At 40.5% G+C, this 20,351-nt stretch carries 16 protein-coding genes; 8 read left to right on the top strand and 8 right to left on the bottom strand.

Translation table 11 applies throughout. From position 1 onward, the window contains the following. Positions 1–886: 886 nt before the first annotated feature. The gene (locus VF06_RS27160; protein WP_096538967.1) at positions 887–1,033 is read left to right on the top strand and encodes a ribbon-helix-helix domain-containing protein; all 147 of its coding nucleotides are present in this window, start codon (positions 887–889) and stop codon (positions 1,031–1,033) included. Positions 1,034–1,262: 229 nt separating this feature from the next. Here VF06_RS27160 and VF06_RS27155 read toward each other — a convergent pair whose 3' ends face one another. Beyond that, positions 1,263–1,442: a RepB family protein gene (locus VF06_RS27155; RefSeq protein ID WP_099070119.1), complete on the bottom strand. Its 180-nt coding sequence runs from the start codon at positions 1,440–1,442 to the stop codon at positions 1,263–1,265. Between the two features lie 442 nt (positions 1,443–1,884). Here VF06_RS27155 and VF06_RS27150 point away from each other — a divergent pair, with 442 nt between their 5' ends. Beyond that, on the top strand, positions 1,885–5,457 hold the full coding sequence (locus VF06_RS27150) for a WD40 domain-containing protein (protein WP_099070118.1): 3,573 nt from the start codon (positions 1,885–1,887) through the stop codon (positions 5,455–5,457). 71 nt (positions 5,458–5,528) lie between these two features. On the opposite strand, the gene VF06_RS27145 is transcribed toward VF06_RS27150, so the two are convergent. Both VF06_RS27145 and VF06_RS27140 read right to left on the bottom strand, forming a co-directional pair. Next, positions 5,529–6,668 (bottom strand): 3-oxoacyl-ACP synthase III family protein, encoded by a 1,140-nt coding sequence (locus VF06_RS27145; protein ID WP_099070117.1) that lies wholly within the window; start codon positions 6,666–6,668, stop codon positions 5,529–5,531. Positions 6,669–6,681: 13 nt separating this feature from the next. Then, positions 6,682–8,439: a ScyA-related TPP-binding enzyme gene (locus VF06_RS27140; protein WP_099070116.1), complete on the bottom strand. Its 1,758-nt coding sequence runs from the start codon at positions 8,437–8,439 to the stop codon at positions 6,682–6,684. A 340-nt stretch (positions 8,440–8,779) separates the two neighbouring features. Here VF06_RS27140 and VF06_RS27135 point away from each other — a divergent pair, with 340 nt between their 5' ends. Further along, the gene (locus tag VF06_RS27135) at positions 8,780–9,526 is read left to right on the top strand and encodes a haloacid dehalogenase type II (protein WP_099070115.1); all 747 of its coding nucleotides are present in this window, start codon (positions 8,780–8,782) and stop codon (positions 9,524–9,526) included. A gap of 360 nt (positions 9,527–9,886) precedes the next feature. Next, positions 9,887–10,756, top strand: a complete 870-nt coding sequence (locus VF06_RS27130) for a DUF5895 domain-containing protein (RefSeq protein ID WP_099070114.1) — start codon at positions 9,887–9,889, stop codon at positions 10,754–10,756. A gap of 275 nt (positions 10,757–11,031) precedes the next feature. On the opposite strand, the gene mltA is transcribed toward VF06_RS27130, so the two are convergent. Then, entirely contained in the window at positions 11,032–12,315 is a 1,284-nt protein-coding gene (gene mltA / locus VF06_RS27125) for a murein transglycosylase A (RefSeq protein WP_099070126.1), read from the bottom strand. A 3-nt stretch (positions 12,316–12,318) separates the two neighbouring features. Next, on the bottom strand, positions 12,319–12,573 hold the full coding sequence (locus tag VF06_RS27120) for a hypothetical protein (RefSeq protein WP_099070113.1): 255 nt from the start codon (positions 12,571–12,573) through the stop codon (positions 12,319–12,321). A 269-nt stretch (positions 12,574–12,842) separates the two neighbouring features. Here VF06_RS27120 and VF06_RS27115 point away from each other — a divergent pair, with 269 nt between their 5' ends. Both VF06_RS27115 and VF06_RS27110 read left to right on the top strand, forming a co-directional pair. Further along, a complete protein-coding gene (locus VF06_RS27115) occupies positions 12,843–13,061 on the top strand; it encodes a DUF4278 domain-containing protein (protein WP_099070112.1) in 219 nt (72 codons plus the stop codon). A gap of 633 nt (positions 13,062–13,694) precedes the next feature. Next, positions 13,695–15,080 (top strand): serine/threonine-protein kinase, encoded by a 1,386-nt coding sequence (locus tag VF06_RS27110; RefSeq protein WP_099070111.1) that lies wholly within the window; start codon positions 13,695–13,697, stop codon positions 15,078–15,080. 144 nt (positions 15,081–15,224) lie between these two features. Here VF06_RS27110 and VF06_RS27105 read toward each other — a convergent pair whose 3' ends face one another. Then, a complete protein-coding gene (locus VF06_RS27105) occupies positions 15,225–16,139 on the bottom strand; it encodes a Tll0287-like and HAMP domain-containing protein (RefSeq protein WP_099070110.1) in 915 nt (304 codons plus the stop codon). A 182-nt stretch (positions 16,140–16,321) separates the two neighbouring features. Between VF06_RS27105 and VF06_RS27100 the strand changes: the two genes are divergently transcribed. After that, positions 16,322–17,176, top strand: a complete 855-nt coding sequence (locus VF06_RS27100) for a phosphate/phosphite/phosphonate ABC transporter substrate-binding protein (protein ID WP_099070109.1) — start codon at positions 16,322–16,324, stop codon at positions 17,174–17,176. Positions 17,177–17,365: 189 nt separating this feature from the next. On the opposite strand, the gene VF06_RS27095 is transcribed toward VF06_RS27100, so the two are convergent. Together VF06_RS27095 and VF06_RS27090 are read right to left on the bottom strand one after the other, a co-directional pair. Continuing rightward, entirely contained in the window at positions 17,366–17,770 is a 405-nt protein-coding gene (locus VF06_RS27095; RefSeq protein ID WP_099070108.1) for a VOC family protein, read from the bottom strand. A 15-nt stretch (positions 17,771–17,785) separates the two neighbouring features. Beyond that, entirely contained in the window at positions 17,786–18,382 is a 597-nt protein-coding gene (locus VF06_RS27090) for a MiaE family protein (RefSeq protein WP_099070107.1), read from the bottom strand. A 617-nt stretch (positions 18,383–18,999) separates the two neighbouring features. Here VF06_RS27090 and VF06_RS27085 point away from each other — a divergent pair. Beyond that, positions 19,000–20,259: an alkaline phosphatase PhoX gene (locus VF06_RS27085; protein WP_099070106.1), complete on the top strand. Its 1,260-nt coding sequence runs from the start codon at positions 19,000–19,002 to the stop codon at positions 20,257–20,259. Positions 20,260–20,351: the final 92 nt, after the last annotated feature.

Raw genomic sequence — 20,351 nt, 5'->3', positions numbered from 1 at the left:
CTCCACAGAAAATATGCAAATTTCATGCTGTCTGCGTAGACGGGTGGTTTCCTACTATGCAATAAGCATTTATGTGTCTTATGAGTTTACGGCTCCAGTTAATTTGGTTAACTGAAAGTGTGTGAAATTCAGGATGTTGCAGTTTCATCAATCTACAATCCTGAACGCACTAAAAAATTCATGGTAAGAGCCTTGAATTTGGCTTTTACTTTTGTGTCAATAGATATAATACATCTGCAATCCGATGGGAATACCGTATTTTATCATAGTTACTACACAATCTTCTTACTAAGGCATACAGCTTGAGCAAAGATTGAGTTAAAATTAGTACAAATTTAGGTTAAGGCTTGTTTGGACATTTTTGATTGCAAATTAGTTGTAATTCAGCCTCAATTATGGAACTGACTACAACGATAAAACAGTCTTTGTCCAAGGAGAGTAAGGTTATTGAAATGAGTAAAGCGGATTGACAATCAAATTGTTAGACAACAAGATTGGGGATATGAATAATTAATTAGATACCGCAGCGAGCAGAGTATTTAATACTACTGAAATATTTTAATGATGTAGTAGACAATGGTATCTGGCTTTTGTGTCTGGATTTTTAGAACTAACGCCCCCAGGCTCTAAATCTAAATTCTCTTATCCCCTCTGAACAAGGAGCGTTGTTTTTTACCTAAAAAGCGCTAGTTTCCCAGTGTGTAAGGCAAAAACTTAGGTGATTAAAAATGCGATTGGATGATAAAGTACAACTGCAATACTAGAATATTTACAAATTATCGTAATTTTAGCGGTATCTTACCACTTCCGAGATTTAGGTTACTTCCTAGTCGGAAAGGTAAAATCAGGTTTTGAAGTTATCAATATACAATTTAACTGTTTGAGCATGAACAAAAAATGGGCCGTTAAGCGAATCACTGTGAACTTGGCATCCAATGAAGCCAAGAATCTTGAAAAATATTGCGAACAAACTGGTAGACCAGCAACGGATGTGATTCGAGAACTCATCCGAGCGTTGCCAGTAATGAAGTAGTTGGCAGTTTGTTAGTGATGATGTGAAGTGTAACAGCTTAGCAATGGCGTGCTGCGATCGCTTACACTTGGTGCAGTACGCCTTTATGAAGCTGCTTGTGCATGTGTAAAAAAAATGACATAAAGATCTTTCTGAGATTGCACAATTTAAAGTCAGAGAATACTTTTCAACTTTAACCTTGGCTATTGTTGGATTCTGAATCTTTGAAACTTAGTGTGAAAACTTCAGGTTATGGTAACGAGCGAATGAGTTCCTCAATCACATCCGTTACTGTTTTACCAGTTTGTTCGCAATACTTTTCAAGGTTCTCGGCTTCATCTAATGCCAAGTTTACGGTAATTCGTTTGGCCGTCCTTTTTTTTGTGGATGTTGCTAGACTAGAAAATTTCTCTACAGCAGTATTACTCATTGTATTGATAGACTAAATATTTACAAACTTTCTTTATCAAGATTGCCAATTCACAATGGTCTTTACCAGTGAAAATCGAGATTTTAAGATTGAACTTAAGCTTTGAGTCCAAATCCAATTACTGAAAAGTTCATGTATTAAGCAACTAACATCACACGTAATTAATTTGGCATTACCCAAATGCAAAAAGCTTTTAGTTAAACAGATGATGTCAGCAATACCCCAGACATGAGATTGTCTATAGAGGAATAGATATTGACTTATATAAATCATTGGATTGCCCAATGTAGCTTTGATCGCTGAACATTTTGGCGTTACACTTTTTTTAAATCCTCTACAATACGGGATTATTTATTGGTTATAAATATTACTTAATATCTACAGCAACCTCGTAGATAATTCTTTTTAGTCACAGGTGATTAAGTAAACGGTGAATTAATACATGACTTTACAGAATTGGAGACGCAAGCGTGGTGTTGCACTTACTATTAAAGGTTTGCAAAAAATAAAAGAAGCGAAGCATCAGTCAGAGGCAAAGGAAAATTTTGGAAACAGGTACACTCTAGAAGAAATGAGCGCACGGTCTGGATTATATTCAGGTACGATCTCGAAAGTATTGAATCGTGAAGGAGGGGTTGACAAACAGACTATTGAGAAGCTATTTTCGGCTTTTTCATTAAAAATAGATAAAAGCGATTATTCTAGCTCAAATAGTCGTCTAGATTGGGGAGAAGCTATCTTTACATCAGTTTTTTATGGACGTAGAGAAGAACTGAGTAGCTTAGAGCAATGGATTCTTGATGAAGATTGTCGATTAGTGACACTATTAGGAATAGGAGGTATTGGTAAAACAGCACTGTCCGTCAAGTTTGCTCAACAAATTCAAGAAAACTTTGAGTATGTGATTTGGCGATCGCTACGAGAAGCCCCACCTGTTAAAATTATTATCAGTAACTTAATTCAATTTCTCTCTGACGAACAAGAAACAGAAGCTAATTTACCAGAAAGCTTTAACGAACGGCTATCGCGCCTACTTGATTATTTACAAAATAATCGTTGTTTACTGATACTTGATAATGCAGAATCAATTCTCCGTAGTGGTAGCCGTGCTGGAGTTTATCGAGAAGGATATGAGGAATACGGTGAGCTTTTCAGGCGGGTAGGAGAAGCAACTCACCAAAGCTGTTTAATGCTCACTAGTCGAGAAAAACCTAAAGAAGTAGCATTACTGGAAGGAGAAGCGCTACCTGTTCGCTCTTTAGCATTAAGTGGTTTAAAAGTAGCAGAAGGGCAAGAAATCTTAAAACTCAAAGGACTATCTGCGGCAGAAGATCAATGGAAATTAATGATTGAACGCTATGCTGGTAATCCATTAGCCTTGAAAATAGTTGCCACCACAATTCAAGATATTTTTGATGGCAATGTAACTGAATTTTTACAACAAGACACGGCTGTTTTTGGCGACATTCGTGATGTTTTGGAGCAGCAATTTGAGCGCTTGTCAGATTTAGAAAAGGACATCATGTACTGGCTAGCGATTAATCAGGAGCCGATAACACTAAAAGAATTGCGGGATGATATTATATCACCCATACCACAAGCAAAATTACTAGAGGCTATAGAATCACTGGGGAGGCGATCGCTAATCGAGAAGGCTTCGCCTACGCTCATTGAGAGAGCTAAGCCTGTGGTCGAAAAAACTCGATCGCTGTTTACCCTCCAACCTGTAGTTATGGAGTATGTGACTACTAGCTTGATAGAAAAAGCTTGTGAAGAGATTGTCACTGAAAACATTGATTTATTCAGGCGTCATGCTCTAATGAAGGCCACGGGTAAAGATTATGTTAAGGATACTCAAATTCGCCTGATCGTCAAACCAGTTATAGACGGATTGCTCAAGACTTTAAGAAGTAAAAGAAAAATTGATAATGAATTAACTCGAATTCTAGTAAAACTCCAAGATACATCGCCCCTAGAGCCAGGTTATACAGCTGGCAATATCCTGAATCTACTTTCTTATTTGGAGATGGATTTAAGTGGTTATGATTTTTCTTATTTGACTGTTTGGCAAGCAGATTTGCGGAGTATGAATTTGCATAATGTAAATTTTAGTCATGCGGATCTTAATAAATGTGTTTTTGCTGAAACACTGGGTGGGATTCATTCAGTGGCGTTTAGCCCAGATGGCAAACTATTAGCTACTGGGGATAGTTATGGTGAGCTTTGCCTTTATCAAGTGGCAGATGGAAAGCAATTACTTGTTTGCAATGGACATAAAGATTGGCTCTGGGATGTTGCCTTCAGCCCAAATGGAAATATGCTTGCTAGCAGTAGTAAGGATCAAACGATCAAGTTGTGGGAGGTGAATACAGGGTATTGTCTAGCAACCTTACAGGGACATAGTGGTGGAATTTGGTCTGTTGCCTTCAACGGTGAAGGTAACATTCTTGCCAGTGCAAGTGAAGACCAAACAGTGAAGCTGTGGGATATCAGCACTGGTGAATGCCTCAAAACTTTGCATGGAAATAACACTCGAATTGCATCAATTACTGTTAGCCCAGATGGGCAAACTTTGGCCAGTGGCTGTCACGATCAAACAGTGAAATTGTGGGATATTAACACTGGTGAATGCCTGAAGATTTTACAAGGGCACAAAGGTGGAATTTGGGCAGTTAGCTTCAGCCCAGATGGTCTAACCCTGGCTAGTGGCAGCTACGACCGAACAGTTAAGCTGTGGGATATCAAAACTGGTCAATGTCTCAAAACTTTACAAGAACATACTGACTGTGTGTACTCAGTTTTTTTCAGCCCGGATGGAAATACACTAGCAAGCGGCAGCGATGACAAAACAGTGAAGCTTTGGGACATTACTACTGGCTTTTGTAGGGCAACGCTTTGGGGACATAGTAGCAGAGTATGGTCAGTTGTTTTTAATCCAAACAATTGTATGATTGCAAGCGGTAGTAGTGACCAAACAGTAAGATTATGGGATGCCAGAACTGGCCAATGCCTTAAGACTTTACAGGGTTACAGTAGTGGAATATGGTCAGTAACCTTTAGTGTTGATGGTCACACACTTGTGAGTGGCAGTGGCAATAAAATTGTCAAGCTGTGGGATGCTAATACTGGTCAGTGTGTTAAAACTTTACGCGGGCATAATCATAGAGTCACATCAGTTGCTCTCAGTTCAAATAATTCACTCCTTGCCAGTGGTAGTGAGGATCGAACGATAAAGCTGTGGAATGTCACCACTGGTCAATGTCTTACAACTTTGCGAGGGCATAGCAACTGGGTGACATCAGTTGCTTTCAGTCCAAACTGTCAAATCATTGCCAGTGGTAGTGATGACCATACAGTAAAACTGTGGGATGTCAACACTGGGCAATGCATTCAAACTTTGAAAGGACATCTTGATAAAGTGTGGTCTGTTGCTTTCAATCTCAACGGCCAAATCTTAGCAAGTGGTAGTATTGACCAAACAATAAAGCTGTGGGATGTCAACACTGGGCAATGCATTCAAACCTTGAAAGGACATGATGACTTAGTATGGTCAATAGCGTATAGTGCCGACAGTAGTATGTTAGCAAGTGCCAGTAGTGACCAAACAATAAAGCTGTGGGATGTTACTACCGGGCAATGCATTCAAACCTTGAAAGGACATGGCAGTTCTGTATATTCAGCTACTTTTAGCCCAGATAATTGCATTATTGCAAGTAGTAGTGAGGATCAAACAGTGAAGTTGTGGGATCTCAGCACTGGTAAATGTCTTAAAAGTTTAGAAGGGCATACACAACTAGTTTGGTCTGTTGTCTTCAGTCCGAACGGCCAAACTCTAGCTAGTGGTAGTCAGGATGATACTATAAAAATCTGGGATGTCAAAACTAGTGAATGCATAAAAACTTTGAAGAATCAAAGGCCCTACCAAGGTTTAAACATAACAGGTGTTACAGGCATAACTCAAGCTCAGAAAACTTCTTTGAGAAATTTAGGAGCGATGGTTTGTGACGAAAATTAACTTGACTTGGTAGAGTTTGTTTTTGTATCGCCAACTTTTAAATATTCTTGCTTTCAATCTCAGAGAAAATTTTAAAAAGAAAGGAGGCTGGTGTTTTGGACATCTTTGATTGTTGAATTAATTGCTGTGATAGAGTCAACACCTAGTGCCACTTTGCCCCAACGCATGATGCTTGCAGAAGCCGCACCAGCAGCACCAAATCCATAAATCAGCACCAAATCGTTTTCACGAATTTTTCCCAATTGTGCAGCATGATACATATTGGCTACAGTGATTACTGGGCCAACATTCGCATACTGAGGATACAGGTTGATTGTACGCTCTGGCTCAATACCTAATACACGGGTACAGAAACTTGCAAACCAAGCACTAGTTGTATGAAAAAGAAAAAAGTCAATTTGGTCAAGAGTTACACCAGCAGCAGCGATAGCACCCTGGCAACAGGTACGGAGCAAGTCTACAGATGTTTCACGGAATAATTTATTTGCACTTTTGTCAATCTGCATACGAATCAGAGGATTACCGCGTTCATCCTGTGAGATCTGAGAAAATAAACTGTCACACAATATACTTGTATTGATTGTCTTGGTTCCGAGAACTCCCTGATTAGCTTCAAGGGAGCCAACTACAAAAGCTCCAGCACCGTCACCGATACACCAAGAGAGGGTGTCATTTTCATCAAAAAACCGAGAATAAGTGCACGATACAACTACCAGTACGTTTTTATATTCTCCAGAGCGTACTAGAGCACAAGCTGTTTGCAGTGCAACTGGAGTAACCCCACAGGCTCCATCAACGTTCCAAGCAGCACCTTGTAAACCTAATTTACGAGCAAGGAAGGCAGCATTACCAAATCCGATTTGTTCGGGCCAGACTGAAGCGACGATCATCAATTCAACTCGATCGGGAGAAAGATTTGCTGCTTTAAGGGCGTCTCTTGCTACCTGCTCTTCTAGGGTCAGTGATGACTCATCTAAACTTAAAATCCTTCGCTCAACAGTACCACGAAAAGGGTCTAACAGATATGGCATCATCTCCAAATCAAATTCATTGCTTGGAGCAGACCCCGCAAGCGAAAACAGCTTTGCTAAACTTTTTTGTTCAGCTTGTGCGAACATTTGAGGGTATTTTTCTATGTAATAGTCATTTGTGCGTTTGATACTTGGAAGGCTTAAAGCGATCGCACGAATACCGACTGGAGAATAAACCATATATCATCTACTCTTAATAATTTGTAGCGCCTTGTAAAATCAAACTCTGATTACGGCTTTCAGATGGTGGTATTTGGTTGGGATCGATGATTACGTCTACGACAAATGGGCCTTTTGCAGCGATCGCTTTTTCTAGGGCTGCCTGAACATCGGACTCGCTTTCTACTCGAATACCTTCTGCTCCCATTCCCTGAGCAATCTTCACGAAATCTGCCTGGGGAATGCTTCCATCCGCATCATTGAACCCTAGATATGCCATTCCCTGTTGGCATATATTGTAGCGTCCATCATTGAGTACAATCCACACGGCGGGAACTTGATATTTTACAGCTGTGTTTACCTCACTATTCATCAACATGGCTCCATCTCCCACAATGGCAACAGCCTTGGTATTTCCGGCCAAAGCTGCACCCACTACACCTGTGACAAAATGCCCCATAGACCCAAATCCATTACTGATGCGGTAACGATTTGGCGTACTAAATTGCAGCAGATGAATCACCCAGGCAAACGAATTCCCCGATTCTGCCATCACTAATGCATTACTGCCATCAACAATTACTTGTTGAATTACATTCATGAGGAATTCTGGTCGTACTAAACTGTTAGTATGTGGCTTGATGAGATGGCCCTTAAGTATGGGCACAGACTGAATTTTTGAGATTCCAGAAGTATGAGGAAAATACTTGAGTAAAGCTTTGACAAACACTCCCACATCGGACTGGATGGCAAAAGTCTTGGCAGCTGGATATGCTGTTCCTGGTACCTGGGGATCGATATCAACATGGACAAACCCCTGACAAGGAATCATCGAAGGGTTCCAAAATGAGGTAAATTCACCAAGACGTGTTCCCAGCACTAGCACACGCCTTGGACGTTCCTCGTGCATATATCTCAAAACTGACTCATGCCCACCAAAGCCCGTGACACCTACGAACTGAGGATGGTTTTCTGGAAAGATACCCTTGCCCCGTGGCGAACACATAACAGCAGCACCAGTCCTCTCAGCCAGCTGGCGAATTTCTTTTGCCGCGTTTCGTGCCCCAAAGCCCAACCAAATCGCAAAAGAACCTTCAGATAGCAACTGGGCACATTGGGCGATTGTCTCTTGGGTGACTGTTACCACACCGTGAGACAGATTTACTTGTGGCAAAGATATGTTTAGCGAACTTGTCTGGATGTTTGTAGGAATACTCAAATGGGCTACAAATCCTCCCGGTTGTGCTAGTCCCAGGGCAAGCCTTTGAGAAATCTCTGGAAGTTCGTTGCTAGATTCAAGGGTAGTTGCGTAATTAAATACTGAACCAGAAGTAAAAATACCTGCACTAGGCATAGTATATGTACTGGTTTCCTGAATAGCCCAACGTCCCCGCTGTGGTGCGGAGGTGGAAGCTGAGACCAAAATCACCTTAGCCCCCTCCCAACGAGCAGCTAGCAATCCTGTTAAAGCGTTGGTAATTCCTGGCCCTGTGGTAGTGAACACTACAACTGGGCGATCGCTAGCAAAGTACGCCTCAGTGGCTGCAAAAGCGGCTCCAGCCTCGTGCCGAAAGTGCAACATCTGAATGGAACTTTGGTGTAGTGCAGCCCATAGTGGGGCGATCGCACCTCCAGAAACACCAAAAGCATACTCAACTCCCAGATTTTCTAGAATTTTAACTACTGCTTCTGCTACCAAAAAAGGTCTGGATGGCTTACTATGAGATTGCTGTTCAGTTGAGTCTAGTTTTGTATTAGTATCTGCTTTTATATCCTCAGATTTAGCATCCATAGAAACTATCTTAGGAATATTTTTCTGTGTTTTGTAGCATTATCTCACATATGTAGCCTTAACTAAATATTTATTACCAATATCGTATAGAATGCTTTATTGATAAGGGTTTTCGTATACTTAATTTTTATTTACATACTTTAGTTTTATTGCACCGTTCTACTTAGCGAGCTTTACAGAGTTTGGTATTTTCTAATGTATCTACTTAAACCATACTTATCTAGAAGAGAAATGTTTAGAGACTTTGAAAACGCAAGATATAGGTAAAATTAGATAAATTTATCTGCTTTCTGGCTTTTGAAAACTCAATCCAATTAATCAAAGTCTGGAGTATAAAAAAGTGATTGACTTCAATAAGTACAAAGCTTTAACCTTCGATTGTTATGGAACCTTAATCGATTGGGAGAGTGGTATTTTAGGGGCCCTCAAGCCTGTGCTGCTGTCACACAACCAAAACTTAGATGACAATCAAATTTTGGAACTTTTTGCCCAGTTAGAAGCAGAAATCCAACAAGGAGAATTTATCAAGTATCGAGAAGTTTTGCACAGAGTGGTCGAAAAACTTGGTGAAAAAATTGGATTTGAGCCAACTAATGACCAGATAAATTCACTTCCTGATTCAATTCAGTATTGGCAACCTTTCCCAGATACAGTTGAGGCACTTAAAACTCTCAAGCAAAAGTTCGGGCTGGTAATCATATCAAATATAGATGACGATTTATTCGCTTTTTCAGCAAAGCATTTGGAGGTGGAATTCGATGAAATCATCACGGCACAACAAGTAAAAAGTTACAAACCTTCCTTAAATAACTTCAAAGTTGCTATTGAGAGAATTAATCTACCCTTGGAAGAGATATTACACGTTGCGGCTAGTGTTTATCATGATATTGTTACAGCCAAATCTTTAGGACTATCGACAATCTGGGTGAACCGTCGAGCAGGGCAACAAGGAACAGGTGCTACTGTATCAGCATTGAGTCAACCTGATTTAGAAGTCCCTGATTTGAAGACCCTCGCGGCTTTGAGTTTGGGAGAGTGGGGAGTGGGGAGTGTGGGAGATGAGGGAGAGGGGGAGATGGGGGGATGAGGGAGTGTGGGGAGTGTGGGGAGTGTGGGGGGAAAGAGAATTTATGCTTCCCCCTCCTTCCTCCCACACCTCCCACACCTCCCACACTTCCTAGAAAGCCCCATACCCCATGCCCCATGCCTGTTGTTAAAAAACGAAACAGGGATTGCAACATAGATTGATTCTGCCTTACTCTGGAAAAACTACTATGGCAGTTTGGTGTGACGTTCGGTACTTCTTTTTGGTATTAAATTATACCATATCGTTCGACTAACTGTAACCTAGTTGTTTCTAAATTTGAAGACAGCACATAACTGTCTCACCAAAATCAGCTTCCTGCCGATAAACTTGTTCAAGAAAACACTTTGATAGCCTAAAACGATGAAAGCATCTGCTAATTTCGACTTTGAAGACGATAAATTTAATGCACCGCCTTCTCAAGTCATCCCCTGGTGTCAGATGATTAATCCTCGGTATGGCGCAGATGGTATGCAATCTTACGGTTTGGCGCTGAAGCTTGACAATGCCAATGCTGTGGGCTTTGTACCAGATGAAAATTGGCAGCAAGTAGAGCATGAATTTACCTCTGGTGTGGAAACTGTCTTTATCAGCACGACTCCACGCTTGGTTATAGTGCGACGGGGGCCGTTGTCTGTGAAAGACCGGGAAACGGGTCTCAAACTGGGTACGCTCAAAGATAACTATGATGCTTTTTTAGCAGACAAACTTAAATTTAAAACTTTTACTCGTTATCTAATTTTTATAGTGGGAGAGAATAAAAAGTTTTTACATCAATCACCACTACAGTTAACACTTAATGGCGCTGCTGGAGCGAGTTTCAGCAAAACTTACTGCGAGTTTCAACAAGGGAAAATAGTTAGTGGATTCCTTGCAGAACTGGAAAAGGCTTATGCTGTATATCGCAAGCAACCCTTGTCACCAAAAGGCCCTTTATTCCACGCCCACGGAATTTTTTGCCCGATTATTGAGTGTGAAGAAAGAGGCATTGAACCAAATACCGTTTTAGTAGCTTCAACTGTGGATTACAAACATCCAACGGTAGGAACTTTAACACAATATTTAATTGCTTCGGATTCTGTAGAGTCTGCAATGATTTGCAAAACTTTTGAAGAACACAAAGAATTTGGTAAGGAACCTGTGAAATCAGAAACGCCAAAAATGGCAATGGCAGGGGTTTCTGGTTCTTACGTATATGCTGATGAAGATGATTTTGCTTATCCGCCGTATTAGGGAGAGTTAAAAGTTAGGAGTTAGGAGTGAAGAGTGAGGAGTTGGAAGTGAGGAGTGATCTCATGTTCGGGTGAAGACTTATCGTTAGGACTGACGCGGGGACGCAAAGACGCGGGGACAAGGGAGAAATTTTAACAATAAGTGATTATCCGAACTTGATATGAGGAGTGAAAAATTAGGAGTTATGAATTAATAACTGTAAACTCTAAACTCCAAAATCCTAACTTATAACTTATAACTCTTAACTTCTCACTTTTAACTCCTAACTCCTAACTTTATTCTTTGAGCAATAAATAATATAGTGAACCATTACCGCCTGTGATGCCAGCACGATCGCCTGCTAATTTCCCAGATCCCATAAAGTAATCTACTCGTCCGGGGCCTTTGATGGCGCTTCCTGTATCCTGGTCAAGGACAAAGCGGCTAACAGTACGCCTTTCGAGTTTGCCGCCAGTGGCGGGGTAGGGGAATGAATTGTAAATTAGTGCTAGCGCTCCCGGAGGCATGAGAGACTTATCTGTGGCAATGGAACGTTCTGCTGTGACTGGCACATGAATACTGCCGGTAGCTGGTCTACCTCCTGTTTCTTGGAAGAAAATAAATCTTTCCCAGCGTGGCAGATAATTATTCAACTCCTGGGGTTTTTGCCGGAAGTAACTAATCAAACGTGGCATTGTCAATCCTTCTAAGGGGAGTTTGCCATCTTTAGCTAGTTCTTTGCCAATACTAGTCCAAGGGTAATCAGTTCCGCCGGCATAACCAACAGACGTTGTTTTGCCATTAGTTAATTTAATTTGGGCAGAACCTTGAATATGTATCATATATGCATCTAGGCGATCGCGAAACCAAAGTATTTCTAAACCGCTCAGTTGGCTCTTATTGCCTAATAAACCATCCTTTCCTTCCAAATCAATTCGTTTGGGGTGGGGTTTGGCCCATTGGTTGAAATCAGGTGGTAACCGATAAAGAGGATACTTATATGTTGCAGTCCTGACACGGCTAGCAGTGTAAACAGGCTCGTAGTAGGCAGTGAATTTAACAGTACCCTTGCCATCATTGCCTACAGACTGGTAAAAATCAAACTCCCGCCGGACAGCAGCTTGTAATTGGGCTGGAGACTTAGAACTAACAATTAGTTGGCGAAAACGTAATAAACTGCGGCGGACGCGATCCAGCGTAATTTCCTTGATAGGATAATTTTGATATGCTTTGATCGCCTCGTCCTTTGCTAAGTAACGCAAACTGTTGTCAATAGAAGCCAATAGAGCAAGGCGATCGCCTCCGGTGGGCGAAGCGCCAACGCCTGTTTTACCCGTTTGACCCCAAATTTGGTCATCCCAACCCAAGCAACTCTGCCGCAGCGTACAATCAGTTCCGATGGCAACTGGTTTTAGCGGTGGTGTTACCTCAGGTGTACTTGGCGCTGGCAGAGGTGGCAGTTCGGGAGAAGTCGGTATTGGCAAGGGCTGTAAATTAGGAACCTGAGCAATACCCGACAGCATAGGATTTACAAAGGCGATTCCCAGACTCAAGGAAAGCAAAGCAAGGGTTTTTCTCATCATTTAGTTGAATCTTTCAACGCTGGAACTAAAAACAGGTTCTACTCGGATTGCGACAATCCGAGAAGGGCGTACTACCATATACTCCCCCTGAATATTCTTGATCGGGACGCTAATAAAGTCACTGGAACCAGATTTGGGCACAAGTTCGCCACTATACCACTTTTGAAACTCTTGAATAGTAGGAAAACGTACTTCTTCACGGTGGCCAGTTTCCAGTAGAAGGTATACGGCGTACTCATTTGGAGTTCTAGGCATAAGATTGAATCATTTAAAAAACATTCAACCCATTGTTAACCACGTTACCCCAGAATGCAAAGGGTAGGCATACGGGAGATGGCGAAGGGGGCAGGGGAAGCAAATGCACCATGCCCTATGCCCTATGCCCTATGCCCTATGCCCTATGACTTTTCACTTTAGACGGCTAATGCTTTAACCTGTTCCTGAAAAAGTTTGCATAACTGTCCAATTATCTTCTGATAATTCATCAACATTATTGGATAACATTTATTCAGGAGGCAAAAATTATGAAACTTCACTATCGTGGTTTGAGTTATGAATATAACCCAAGGCAAGTTGGCAGTAAAAAAACACAACAAGCGCTTACGTCTGGTCATAATTTGACATATCGTGGCGTTGGTTATCTTGTTGAGGAAAATTCCACATTCAACGAAGTTCCTCAAGCCCCGCTAGCTTATAAGTTGAGCTTTAGGGGAAGGGGTTACTTTGTAAATAAAACTGCATAAACAGAATTTACTTTAGTTTTGAAACCAATAAGTACTAAAGAATTCTGGATACTAAGAGCTAATTCCTAAAAAATTCTTAAGGATACTCAACTAATTGCTAGGTCTGAGTTTCAGTAAATAAATGTTGTATGGAATTAATTTACTGAAACCGTTATTAGACAAGTACTTTACTTAAGTTTACCCATTAGCTCTTAGGCTCAAAATTCAACATAATTTTTCACAAAAAATATTTAAAAAAATCTGGAAATTTAACAATAATTAAATATAGCAATTCCAAATAATTTGTGAAATATTACGTATTGGAGTTGTTGACTGTCAACAGTCAACACCGATATTCTTCGTAATTGAAATATGATTGCTATAGTTACACCAATTATCTAAAATTTGCCAACATATTTAAAGCCCCAAACTTAGATAAAGTCATAATTGTTGAATTTTGAATTTTTGAATTTGTATTAAGTAATTCAACATAATTAAACGTCAAATTTAATTACGAACTGAACGTAGTGTAGCGAAGGAATCGCAAAGAATCTATCCTACATTTTTTAAGGTTGATTACTTACTTGTTCAAAAAATTTTTCTAGAGCTGGTAGTTGTGCCAAGATAAATTTGAGGACTTAAGCAAGTAACACAATGTTAGGACAGTTATTAGACGGACGTTACCAAGTCCTTCAAGTTTTAGGTGGAGGAGGGTTTGGTCAAACCTACATTGCCCAAGATACCCACAGGCCGGGTTTTCCGAAATGTGTAGTCAAACACCTCAAGCCAGTCACTCCCAGTCTTGAATTTCTCCAAACTGCCAGACGGCTATTTACCAGTGAGGCGGAAACACTAGAACAACTGGGAACCCATGACCAAATCCCTCGGCTTTTAGCGTATTTTGAACACAACCAAGAGTTTTTCTTGGTGCAAGATTTCATTGAAGGGCATACTCTCAAAGCAGAACTACCTCCCAACGGACGTTGGACAGAAGATGGAGTAATTCAACTCCTCAAACAAATATTGGATATTCTGCAATTTATTCACAGCCATAACGTTATTCATCGGGATATCAAGCCAGACAATATAATTAGGCGGCAACAAGATGGTAAGTTAGTGCTGATTGACTTTGGTGCGGTCAAACAAATGCAAACTCAACTCCTGACTGTTTCAGGGCATTCTGGGGCTAGTATTATTATTGGCACTCCAGGTTACATGTCTACAGAACAGGGACAAGGTAAGCCACGCCCCAACAGTGATATTTATTCGTTGGGTATTATTGCTATCCAAGCGTTGACGGGTTTACATCCGACAAACTTTGAGGAAGATTCAGATACAGGAGAAATTTCTTGGCAGCATCAGGCTAATGTCAGTTCTGAGTTGGCTTTGATTATATCTAAGATGGTGCTACACCACTTTAAACAACGCTATCAGTCTGCGGCTGAAGTTCTACGCATACTTGAGCATCTCGATCGCAAAGTAGAAGTGCGATCGCCCCAACCTCCACATTTTACACAACCCCCTCAAACTTCACTTGCTCAACAAAACTCAATTGGCTATTCGGCTGCTGCTATCTTGTCTCCAGAAAATTACAAACGCTTAGAAAAAATTCTTTTGGAATTAGTCGGCCCTGTTGCCCCAAGATTACTGCAACAAGTTACAACTTCAGCAGCCAACTACGAAGAATTAATTAGTCAATTGAAAGTTCATTTGCGAGGTAATCAACTTGTTGATTTTCATAACAAAACAACATTTTTATTCGAGAAACCTACTTTAATCCAAGAATTAACTGTTAAATCTGAATATTCATCCATTAGTTCAAATAATTCACCAAATCAAGAAGAAGTCATCAACGACAAATTTGTGGAAAAATGCGAACGCGAATTAGCTAATTTAATCGGCCCAATCGCAAAATTCCTAGTCCAAAAAACTCTTAAATCTTCTGGACAAGTTTCTCGCACAGAACTAGTAAAAATTTTAGCCTCAAAAATTCCTGAAGCTCAAAAAGCCTTGCAATTTGAGCAACGTTTACTTTCTTAAATCGGGGAATGGGCATTGGGGATTGGGCATTGGGCATTGGAAGAGGATAAGGGGAAAGAATTGTTGCAATTTGTCTCCCTTGTCCCCCTTGTCTCCCTTGTCTACCCCCTCACCCTATGCCCCATGCCCCATACCCATAATTCCTTAACTCTGATTATTCAACATATCCATAGCTATTCTTAAGCTGGATTTCATGCGATTAAATGCTTCTGCTAATCCACCAATTTCATCATTAGATATTTCTTCAAAATCAGCAGTCATGTCACCAGTGCTAACTCTTTGTGCAATTTTTTCGATTCTTTTGATTCGTTGAATTACGGCTTTCTTGATTAAAAAGTTAATCAAGAAAATTATAATTGCAAAAATAGTAATCAAAAGCCCCATAATCAATATCCAAGTACGTTTGGCATTGGCAAAAATTTCTTCTGAAGGCACAGAAATTATTTGAGCAGAGACAATGTCATTGAGTTTCCAGCCAAAACCATTTTCTGAGCCATAAGTTGCCAATTGGCTTTTAGGGGCCTGATCTGGTGTAGAATGACATCGTAAACATTGCTGCTGTGTAATTTTGAGTGGTCGCGCAATGTAAAACACTTCCTGTTCTGATAAAGTGCGAAAGCCAGTAATTTCTAAGGTGTTTGGTTCGTTGCGAAAACGCTCTACAAGTTTAGTTTCAAAGGTATCAGCTTTATCTGCTAAATTTGTGGGATTAAGTGTTGCATCTTTATGAAAAAAGTTTTTATATTCAGCTTTTTTGCGAAAATTCTCAAAAACCTCTTTTGATGAAAAAGTTGGCACTATTTCAGGCATGAATGTAGGATTGGTTTCTAGTCTAGGTGCTAATAAGGGATCTATCCGAACCTGTGTATAGTTTCTAACTGCATTCACCATTTGAATGAGAATCTGCGCTTGGGAAGTAACTTCATTTTGCGCTCTTGCCTGAAGTACACTGGATAAGGCAAGTCCACTTCCCAAAATACTCACGATGAAAACTAATATTAAAAGTAAATTAAATTTCGACCCTATTTTTAAGTTTTTTAACGTAATGTTGTTTAACATAACTTAAGTAACAAAGGTGGGATACAAGATTGTTTAATATTTATTTATACCTATTAAAAAAGTGGCGATCGCCCAATTAATAAATATTAATTTATTGTCGTATTTTCGTCTCTTGAAGCTGGAAATAAGTTTATTTGAATTTAGTTCTCTAACTCAAGTTATTTTCTCAATCATAATTAGTGATGGTTTCGCGATTTTCCCGTCGTTTATTTCTGTTTCATTTGCTAGGTTTGACATTCGCTAGTTGTCAACAAAGACGAAAGTTTGAAGGCCCGTTAACTATTGGTGTTATTAACTATGGTGGAGGCGAACAAATAATTAATCAATATGCTAAATTTAATAATTATTTGGGTGAAAAAACAAGCTCATATATTCAATTAGAGCCTGCTTTTAATGAAAACAAAGCAGTCGAGCGCCTTCAGGCTCGTGCTTGGTCTTTGGTCTTTGCGCCACCAGGTTTAGCAGCTATCAGCATCGCACGCTACCAATATATTCCTTTATTTCCTTTAGTAGGTATTAGTAATTTGCGTTCAATTTTTGTTGTTCGCAAGGACAGTTCAATCTCTGAATTAAAACAACTACAAAATCAAACACTAGCTTTAGGTCAGTTAGGTTCAGCAACTGGATATTATTTTCCCCTTTACAACCTTTATGGTACGATTTTATCTGAAATATTGTTTGCACCTACACCAAAAGCAGGGCTGGAATTAGTAGCTCAAGGTAAAGCCAGCGCTTGTGCAGTATCCGAAGCTGATTTGAGTATTTACGCTCCACAGTTGAGAGGGACAGAATTCCGAGTCCTATTTAAAGATCCCCACTACGTACCACTGGGTGTGGTTTTAATTGGGCCTAATGTAGAGCGTAACCGTCAAGAATTCATCCGCAAAGTAATGAGTGATTTACCTTCAGGTTTAGCTCAAGAAGTTGGCTATGTACCCAACGGACAAGTACCGGATTATAAATATATGATTTCTGTGGTGGATCGAGTGAGTTCAATTGCTTCTAATTTGCAGACTAAACCTGTGCGTTTATTTTAATTAGAAATGTCAATATAGGGAACAGGGAACAGGGAATAGGGAATAGGCAATAGAGCAATAAAGGCTCTGGAACTAGAGGTTTTGCAAGCAGTTTATTTATGTATTAAACTATGCTTCAAATCTTTAAATTTTGTTTGAATTTGTAATCCAAAATCCAAAATTTAAAATCTAAAATGTTGTGAGTTATTTTTAACTAACAATTCCCAAATTGTTATAAACTTCGATTAAATTTCCATCAGGATCGCGAAAATGGGCTGTGCGGATTCCCCAATCTGGACGGTCTGTGGGTGGAGTGACAACGATCGCATTACCATTTTTAACTTGTTCATAGACCTCATCCACGTTATCCACTGCGAAAATCAAGACAATTTTATCTCGATTGACAACGTAGGAAGGTTGATCGATTCTTGGGACTACTTGAGCCATTAATTCCTGTTTGAATAAACCGAGTTTGAGATGTCCGGTGTTCAATTCAGCATATCCGCTATTTTCATCGCCCCAATCGACATCAAACTTTAGCAGATCTCGGTAGAACAAAAAAGAATCTTTGTAGTTGGAGACAAGCAATCTCAAGTGTGTTAGCTGAAGCTTCATAGTGACCTTGGTCTACTAACTGTGAATTCTAGGTTCTGGATGCAAAGTCGCCAGCAGCTCACTTTCAACAATTGCTAATTCATCAAGGCGTTGCATGACAATTTCTTTGTCGAAGTAAGTAGCAGCTAAAACCCAATATATACCGTAGTGGCGCGCTTCGGACGCCATGAGACCGCGATAAAATTTTGCTAATTCTGGCTCTGGACAGTAAGCAGCCAATAATCCCAGACGTTCGTGACTGCGAGCTTCGATTAAGCCAGTGACTAGTAAGGAATCTAAAAATCGTTGGGGTTCTTGAGGACGTACAGCAGCTTTTAAACCGGCTCCATAAGGTGGTGGTGGTAGGGGAGCTAGGGGAATATTCCGCCGTTCTAGCCATTGGTTAACTAGCTCGAAGTGTTCTAATTCTTCGCGGGCGATCGCTGTTAGTTCCCGCACCATTTTAGTATTGGAAGGGTAGCGGAACATAAAGTTCAAGGCCACGCCTGCGGCTTTGCGTTCGCAGTGGGAGTGGTCGAGTAAGATGATATCTAAGTTAGCGATCGCTTGTTCGATCCAAGCAGAACTTGTGGGCTGTTTTAGGGCGTTGATAGTTGGTAACTGACTAAGCACATCACAAAAATCTAAAATTGCAATTTTGCTGAGTACCCCAGCAAACTGATTTTACAGCAGAATTTTCCAAGGGAATAGGGAAATTCCCATAACTAAAATTCGAGAATTGTCAACAGGATGTATTAAAATTTCGCAGTTTGTACTATCTCGTTTCTAATATTTTGATTTTTTTGTGTATCAACTTGGGGCTGGCGGTAGAGCAGCTTTACTATTTTTTAAGTTTTGCAATTCTTAATTTTTCTTGATTTATTTATCCAATAAAGCTATTAAGAACTTATCTAAAAATCATATTTTATTTTGACCAAGCTAGTGGTTTATCGCATTAATTTTGAAGGTAAAAAAAACGTAGACGCGTAGCGGCTTGCCGCAGGCTACCACAAAGGACGCAAAGAGCGCAAAGGAAGAAAATCTTTCTCTTTCTTTGCGTACTTTGCGTACTTTGCGGTTCCTTACTTAAAACTGTCAGAACTAATTAAAAAAGACCACTAAATATTTTCTAAATAAATTTAATCCATTAAATAAACTGTTTTTAACCTCTTATTAAATTCAAATAAACTGCTCATCCCAGATAATTGAGGCGGGCTAAAGCCTCATGGAAAATCTTTAGGAAGCATACATTGAATCTATCAAGACGTAAGTTTTTTACCTTGGCAGGGGCATCAGCTACAGGGGCCGTCCTGCTATCTCCTTTACAAGCCTTTTATGCTAAACCAGCGATCGCAGCAGGCCCCTACGGCAGTTTAGTGCCCGATCCCAACGGAGTATTAGATTTGCCAGCTGGATTCACTTACCGCAGGCTGTCAGAAACAGGCCAAACGATGAATGATGGTTACCAAGTACCTGGTGGTCATGATGGTATGGGTGCTTTTGCCGGAGCTAATGGAAATACGATTTTAATTCGCAACCACGAACTCACTCCTACTTCTAGCAATGGTTTGGGCGCTCCCAATAGCAGGAAGTACAACACAAATGCCAGGGGCGGTTGCACTAAATTGGTTGTTAGTTCTTCCCGCACCTTGATAGAACATCGGGGAGTTCTAGCAGGAACCATTCGCAATTGTGCCGGTGGCCCTACGCCTTCAGGGTCTTGGCTAAGCTGTGAGGAAACCTTTGAAACCAATAACAGCAAGAAGCATGGCTATGTGTTTGAAGTTCCCAGTAGTGCAACTACTTTTGTTATTCCCGTCCCACTCACCGCAATGGGGCGTTTTAATCACGAAGCTGCTGCTGTAGACCCCAACACAGGGTATATCTACATGACTGAAGACCAGGGGAACGGGTTGTTCTACCGCTTCATTCCCAACCAAAGCAACAACTTGAGTGCAGGCGGTTTGCTATACGCCCTAAAGATTACAGGGTCTTCTGGAATTAACACAGCTACAGGTTTTCCAAAAAATACCCCCAGGGCGGTGGAATGGGTACAGATTACCAATCCCGATCCCACCACTGATACTGTCAGAACAGAAGGTTATAACAAAGGTGCTGCCAGGTTTTCAGGTGGGGAAGGCATTTTTTATGGCGGTGGTTATGTCTACTTCACTTGCAAGAGTGGGGGTAGTTCTGGAGATGGGCAGATCTGGCGTTATTCGCCCACTAATAATACTGTTGAACTTTATATTGAACCCAACAATTCTGGTGTGCTAGATAATCCAGATAATATTGTGATTTTCCCTAACCGGGACATCTTTCTTTGCGAAGATGGGGATGGAACAGATTACATTCTCGGCATTACTCCCAATGGTAGCCTTTACAAATTTGCCAGGAATGCCCTCAACACATCAGAATTCGCTGGGGTTTGCTTCTCTCCCGATGGTCAGACAATGTTTGTCAACGTACAAACCCCAGGAATAACCTTTGCTATTTGGGGCCCCTGGTAATACCAATTCAACATAATTCATAGAATACTGTTGACTGTTGACGGTTGACTGTTGACTGTCAACCGTCAAAGAATAGAACCAAAATAATTGAT

Origin of the sequence: Nostoc linckia z4 (assembly GCF_002608075.1) — a bacterium.
In the GTDB taxonomy this organism is placed as follows: Bacteria; Cyanobacteriota; Cyanobacteriia; order Cyanobacteriales; family Nostocaceae; genus Nostoc; species Nostoc linckia.
The sequence above is the reverse complement of the archived record's forward strand: the minus strand, read 5'-3'. Positions and strand labels throughout refer to the sequence as shown.